6 protein-coding genes and 1 pseudogene are annotated in these 5,652 nt (G+C 71.5%); 2 read left to right on the top strand and 5 right to left on the bottom strand.

The window, feature by feature from the left end:
• Positions 1-369 precede the first annotated feature (369 nt).
• Positions 370-556 (top strand): annotated as a pseudogene (locus J7E94_RS34965) (CrcB family protein); the annotation flags it as partial.
• Here the strand turns inward: J7E94_RS34965 and J7E94_RS34960 are convergent.
• The 5 genes from J7E94_RS34960 to J7E94_RS27460 all read right to left on the bottom strand — a co-directional run bounded on the left by J7E94_RS34960 (position 477) and on the right by J7E94_RS27460 (position 4,847).
• Positions 477-899, bottom strand: a complete 423-nt coding sequence (locus tag J7E94_RS34960) for an AMP-binding protein (protein ID WP_251057302.1) — start codon at positions 897-899, stop codon at positions 477-479. The pseudogene J7E94_RS34965 and the gene J7E94_RS34960 overlap by 80 nt on opposite strands.
• Positions 900-1,249: 350 nt before the next feature.
• Positions 1,250-2,440: a cytochrome P450 gene (locus tag J7E94_RS27475; protein ID WP_215019505.1), complete on the bottom strand. Its 1,191-nt coding sequence runs from the start codon at positions 2,438-2,440 to the stop codon at positions 1,250-1,252.
• Positions 2,437-3,627, bottom strand: coding sequence for an MAB_1171c family putative transporter (locus J7E94_RS27470; protein WP_215019504.1), 1,191 nt, complete (start codon positions 3,625-3,627; stop codon positions 2,437-2,439). Before J7E94_RS27470 ends, J7E94_RS27475 begins: the two co-directional genes overlap by 4 nt.
• Positions 3,624-4,151 (bottom strand): regulator component, encoded by a 528-nt coding sequence (locus J7E94_RS27465; protein WP_215019503.1) that lies wholly within the window; start codon positions 4,149-4,151, stop codon positions 3,624-3,626. The genes J7E94_RS27470 and J7E94_RS27465 overlap by 4 nt, the downstream gene beginning before the upstream one ends.
• Before the next feature lie 240 nt (positions 4,152-4,391).
• On the bottom strand, positions 4,392-4,847 hold the full coding sequence (locus tag J7E94_RS27460) for a helix-turn-helix domain-containing protein (RefSeq protein WP_215019502.1): 456 nt from the start codon (positions 4,845-4,847) through the stop codon (positions 4,392-4,394).
• Positions 4,848-5,453: 606 nt separating this feature from the next.
• Between J7E94_RS27460 and J7E94_RS27455 the strand changes: the two genes are divergently transcribed.
• A complete protein-coding gene (locus tag J7E94_RS27455; RefSeq protein ID WP_215019501.1) occupies positions 5,454-5,651 on the top strand; it encodes a hypothetical protein in 198 nt (65 codons plus the stop codon).
• Position 5,652 lies beyond the last annotated feature (1 nt).

The following is a 5,652-nucleotide window of genomic DNA, read 5'->3' as shown; positions in this document are numbered from 1 at the left end:
GCCGCCGGCGGCCGGACCGGCGGGGCGCCGTACTGATCCCTCAGTACGGCGCCCCGCGGATCAGGATGTGCAGGGCGGGCGAGCGTGTCGCCCCCGGGATCGACCATCACCGTCCCGCTGTCTCCGGCCCTGACGCCAGGAAGCCGGCCGATCTGTACCACCTGGACGCGGGGCCGCTGAGCAAGGACGAGATCCGCGAGGCGGCTCACCTCATCGAGCAGGCCGGTGGGCGGAGTTGGGCGGAACAGGAAGCCGAGCGGCAATTTGCAGGGCAATGACCGCGTTGGCGGCCGCCGCTCCGGCAATCGAAGGCGCACAGGCACTCACCTCACTCGCCCGGATGGTCACGTACCGCGAGCGCTGACCGGTCAGCTGCTGGTCGGCACCGGGCTGTGCGGGGCGCTGACGACGTGACTCGACTTTCTCCTACGCGCCGCTGCGGCTCGTCGAGGACGGCGCGAAGTTCTACGCGGCGGTCAACGTGGTCGCCGGCGTGGCGGCCGGCCTCGGCGCGGTGTTCGTCGGGGTCGTGCCGGCCGAGGCGCTCTGGGCCTGAGGCCCCGGTGATCCGGGCTGGCCTCCCGGGCGAGGTCCGTTGCCGTGAGCCAGCCCATGCCTGACAGCCAGCAGCCGATGACGTCCGTGGGCCGGTGGGCCCGGTGGGCGAGGCGTCTGAGCCCGACGGCGGCGGCCAGGACGGGTGCGGCACCGGCCGCTGCGGTCAGTTCGGGACGCTGCCAGTACCCGCGGCCCATCCCCGCTCCGCCGATGTACAGCTCGCCCGGTTCACCGTCCGGGACGGGCTCCCCGTCGGGGCCGACGACGAACAGGTCGGTCTCCGCGACGGGTTCGCCGATGAGGATCTCGTCCGGCTCCGGATAGTCGTCCGGCAGGTTCAAGGTGCGCAACCTGCCAGGACTTTGACCCAGCGGGCTCGCCGCAGGTCGCGAGCGAGGTCCTGTTCGGCGGAGGACCGGTGGCGGTAGACCCGTCCGAGCCCGGTCCCCGTGTACCGGGAGCAGACGGCGACCGGCCACCACAGGGGACGGGCGCAAGGCCGGCCGAATTCCGAGGTCACGTGATCGACGCAGGGGTGCGGGGCCGCTCCAGGGATGGAGAAGCCCCGCAGTTGGTGGGCGCGTGAATGAGCGAGGCTCCGCTTCGGTTCCGGAGCCCGTGCCGATGAACGGGGTGCGTTCGTAGCGTCGCGCCGGGTTCGGTCGGGGGCGGGCGCCGTGGTTGGGGTGGGTCAGGTGAGGGTGAGGGGGAGGGTGGTCAGGCCGCGGGTGAGGCGGGTCTGGCGCCAGGTCAGGGATTCTGCGGGGATGGCCAGGCGCGTGTTCGGGAAGCGGGTCACCAGGGTGTGGAGGGCGATTTCCGCCTCGGCCCGGGCCAGGGGGGCGCCCGGGCAGCGGTGGATGCCGTGGCCGAAGGAGAGGTGGCCGCCGGCATCGCGGTCGAGGTCGAGGCGGTGCGGGTCGGGGAACGCCGCCGGGTCGCGGTTCGCGGCCCCGGGGGCGATGAGCACCGGGAAGCCCGCCGGGATGGCGACCCCGCCGATACGCAGGTCGTCCGTGCTGTGACGGAAGGTGGCTACGCTCACCGGGGAGTCGAAGCGGAGCAGTTCGTCGAGGGCGCCGGGGATCAGGTCCGGGTCCCGGCACAGTCGGTCGAAGGCCTCCGGGTGCCGGAGCAGGGCCAGGACGGCGTTGCCGATGAAGTGGGTGGTGGTCTCGTGCCCGGCGACCAGGAGGAGGGCGGCCAGGGAGACGGTTTCGTCCCGGTCGAGCCCGCCCTCGTCGCAGTCGCGCAGGAGGGAGTGGAGCGCGCCGTCGCCGGAGCCGGCGCGGGCCGTGTCGACGAGGCGGGTCAGGTACTCGCCGATCCTGTGCGACGCGGCGTCGATACGGTCGTTGTCGGTTGCGTCGAAGAGGTCGTGGGACCAGCCGGCGAGCGTGGAGCGGTCGGATTCCGGCACCCCCAGCAGCTCGCAGACCACGGTGACCGGCAGGGGTACCGCCAGGTCCGCCACCAAGTCGACCTCCGAGCCCGGCCGCCACGCGGACACGAGGTCCTCGACGACCCGGGTGATGTACGGGCGCAGTGCCCGGACGCGTCCGGTGGTGAACAGCGGCGTCGCCACCCGCCTGTGGCGGGTGTGCGCGGGAGGATCGCTCGCCAGCATGTTGCGGGAGATCGCCGGGTGCAGGTCGCGGTTCGAGGGGCGATCGGCGAAGAAGCGGGCCGTGTCCTTGGACAGGCGGGGGTCGGTGAACGCCTCGCGAGCCTCGGGGTGGCCGGTGATCAGGTAGGCGTGGTGGCCGCCGGAGCCGGTGGGGATCCGCCGGACCGGACAGCTTTCGCGCAGCCGGTCGTAGGTGGGGTAGGGGTCGGCGAAGAAGCGCGGGTCGCGCAGTGGGTCCTGCCGGGGGGCGGTCACGAGGCCGCGCCCGCGTTCTCGGGTGCCGGGTGCCGCGCGTAGGCGTCCGCCACGAGCAGCAGCCACGCGGTCTCCGCCTGGAGGTCGCCCTTGCGGGAGGCGGTGCCGGTGGCGGGTGGGGCCTCGTCGCCCTCGGGGGTGACTCCGGCGTGCTTCGCGGCGACGGCCGCGGCGATGACCGCCGCCTCCACCTCGGCGTCGCCCTCGGGGGTGTCAACCGTGCCGCGGCGGGCGACCTCGGCGGCTGCGGCGTCGCGTACGGAAGCGGGGCGGTACCGGCGCAGGGCCAGCACGCAGTCGTTGATCTCGATGACCCGGCGGTGCAGGTGGAAGTCGAGGTCGTGGGTGTCGGCCCCGGTATTGCCCGGGTCGAGCACGACCTCGGGGACCGCTGCGGTGACCTCCCGCCACAGCGGTTCCAGCGCGGTGAACGAGTTCCGTTCCCAGCGACGCCGGCGCAGTTGGCTGAGCGGCCACAGCAGGGCGGGGAGGGTGAGTCCGACGGTGATGAGGAGCACGGCGACGGCGGGCGCGGTCACGCTGAACGCGCAGCGCAAGGGGGTCAGCGGCGTCGAGCACCGGGCGTGGTCCGGAACGAGCCCCAGACCGAGGCCGATGGATACCAGGGCGAAGAGCTTGTACGCGGCGTAGACGAGGGCGAAACCACAGCCCACCGAGGTCGTGCGCAGGCCCCAGCGCTGACTGCGCCGGGTCGAGCGCTTGGACTGGGCCCAGGTCTGCAGCAGGAAGTCCTTGGCCGTGTACCCCAGGTAGGAGATGTAGATGAGCACGTAGCACGCGTACAGTGCCGGGTTGCGTCCGGTGAGTTGTTCGGCGGCGAAGAAGGCGGTCATGCCGGCGACCGAGATCGCGAGGGTGATGACGCGCAGTCGGATCTGCCGGTGGGCCCGTTCGCGCTCCAGATTGAGCTGGAAGAGGAAGGCGAGGACCGAGGTGGCCGCCGTCAGGGTGAAGGTGTTGCTGAGGAGCCGGGCGACGTGGGGTACCACCGATTCGACCGCGCGCTCCACGGCGGGGGCGTAGGAGGCGAAGGCGAGGGCGAACGAGGTCAGCAGCGCCGCCATCGACCAGGTGCCCGTGGGGCGGTGTCCGCCGCGCCCTCGCACCCAGTAGACGGCGAAGCACAGCAGCACGACGGCCGTGCCCGTGAAGAGGATGTTGATCATTTCGGGTGGCGCTTCTTCCTGTGCGGCTTGGCGAACAGAGCGTCCCAGCTCTCGGCGCCGCTGGCGGGCCGGCTCGACGGACTCTCGCGTCCCCGGTACATGAGTTGTCGGATCACGCTGGCCATCACCTCGGCCTCGCGTTCGTCCTCGCTCGTGTAGCTGGTCCGGCCGGACATGCGCTGGACGAGGGTGGGGTTGAAACCGATCGCGCGGAGGGTGTCCTGGTCCAGTTCCAGACTGCCGGGGTGGTCGCAGATGATGTGGCTGATCTCGTGGGCGAGGATGTGGTTCTGGTGGAGGGGGGAGGTGGCCTCCTCGTAGAACAACAGGTCGGCGTCCGGGGTCTCCAGGCGGATCCCGCACGGAGCGTCCATGGCGCCCAGGGTGCTCAGGGGGCGCAGGATGATGGGTCGCCCGCGTTGTTCGGCCACGGCGTCGCGGAGGTCGCGGGTGCTGAAGCGGTGCGGGAGCCGAAGCGCCTCGACGCGCGCCTCACACGCGGCGCGAAGCTGCTCAAGGTCCATGTCCTCACTCTGGTGACGCCGGTCGGCCGTTGCGAACCTCTCTCTGGAAGCCCGGTATGCGTGCCCCATGTTGACATGTTCGCGACGCCGCTGCGCGGGCGGGGTGCCGCCGCGGACGTGCCGTGCGGCTCGGGATGTCGGGCCTGTCCCGGGAAACCCCTGATGCCCCCCTGTCGATGAACGGCCACAGGGAGTGTCGTGTCGGGGCGGGGGTCGTGTGATCGCCGCCCGGTGCGCGGCTCAGTCGTCCAGGTTCAGGTCCTGCGCACTGTCGTCGGTGGTGAGCCCTTCGAGCTTCCGGGCCTGTTCGATCACGGTGGACAGCATTTTCAGGCTGTCGACGCTCAGGCCGTTGGCGCGCAGGGCCACCTTGCGGACGTCCTGATCGCGCATGGCGGCGAGGAGGTCGATCTCCGCCCTGGTGCGTTCGGCCGCCGCACTGTCGACGAAGTAGCCCGCCGGTACGCCGAAGAAGTCGGCCAGGGCCTTGATGGTGTGTCGCGTCGGGTTCCGCTTGGCGCCGGTGCGCAGTTGCTGGATGGCGCTCGCCGTCACCCCGCGCCCCTCTCCGGTCACGGCCTTGCGGATTCCCTCGGCGACCTCCGCGTAGGTGTAGGGCCCCCTGGAGGGGGGGTGCACCTCGCGGAAGAGGTGGTCCAGAAGTTGGGCGAAGGTGGGCGACTGTTCATCCTCCACGTACACGGCCTCCTTGGTGTGATGCCGAGCCTTTGCCCACCACAGTGTTTCTCGAAGCCCTTCGGGCTGGCACCGGCAACACTCTCGTTGACGCCGGACGGTCACTCTGGTGTACGTTACCAATGCTTCGTCGCCACTGGAGTGTCGAGGGGGTGGCGGCGCCGGACGGGTCGGGGTCGAGCTTCACGGGGGTGAGCTCGGCCGACGGCCCGGAGCGCCGTGGCCGCGTCGGACGGGTTCGCCCCGGCCGGCGCGCGGCGCCGCCGGGGGAGGCGGGCCCGACGCCGTCCCGTTCGCCGAGTGACGCGATCGGTCGGGGGTCGGGCCCGCGGCATCGTGCCCGGGTGCGTCGCCGGTTCAGGCCGTTGTGCCTGTGGCTCTGTTCCCGGCCGCCGTGGGTTGAGGGCGGTGCCCCGACGTGCGGTCGACGGTTTCTGATGGTCCCCCACCTCGCGCAGTGCGCAGGGTGGGGGCATTGGTGTGTCCGCGGTCGGGTGGAGGCGGTGCTCCACCCGGGACTCCACCCTTGGGCCCACGCGACCTGGGGTGGGGCCTCGGTAGCGTGCCTGCGGAGCGTGCTGACCGTTGTCAAAAAGGGGGATGGGCATGGCCGTTTCAGTTGTGGTTCTGCTGTTGCTCGGCGTCATCATCTTCTTCATATGGCGCGGAGGAACGCTCAAGCTCGGGCATGCCGTGCTCTGTGTGATGCTGGGGCTCTACCTGGGACAGACGGGGTCCGTCGGGCCCTGGCTGCAGTCCGGGACGAGCTCGCTGGCCGGGCTGCTGGCCGGCGTGAAGTTCTGAA

Source organism: Streptomyces sp. ISL-94 (assembly GCF_018614075.1).
In the GTDB taxonomy this organism is placed as follows: domain Bacteria; phylum Actinomycetota; class Actinomycetes; order Streptomycetales; family Streptomycetaceae; genus Streptomyces.
Note: the sequence above shows the minus strand (reverse complement) of the source record. Positions and strands in the feature narration are given on the sequence as shown.

Bases quoted from the DNA above. Each gene is read 5' to 3' on its own strand.
- J7E94_RS27470 (WP_215019504.1), bottom strand. From the start codon at position 3,627: ATGATCAACATCCTCTTCACGGGCACGGCCGTCGTGCTGCTGTGCTTC.
- J7E94_RS27465 (WP_215019503.1), bottom strand. From the start codon at position 4,151: ATGGACCTTGAGCAGCTTCGCGCCGCGTGTGAGGCGCGCGTCGAGGCG.
- J7E94_RS27455 (WP_215019501.1), top strand. From the start codon at position 5,454: ATGGCCGTTTCAGTTGTGGTTCTGCTGTTGCTCGGCGTCATCATCTTC.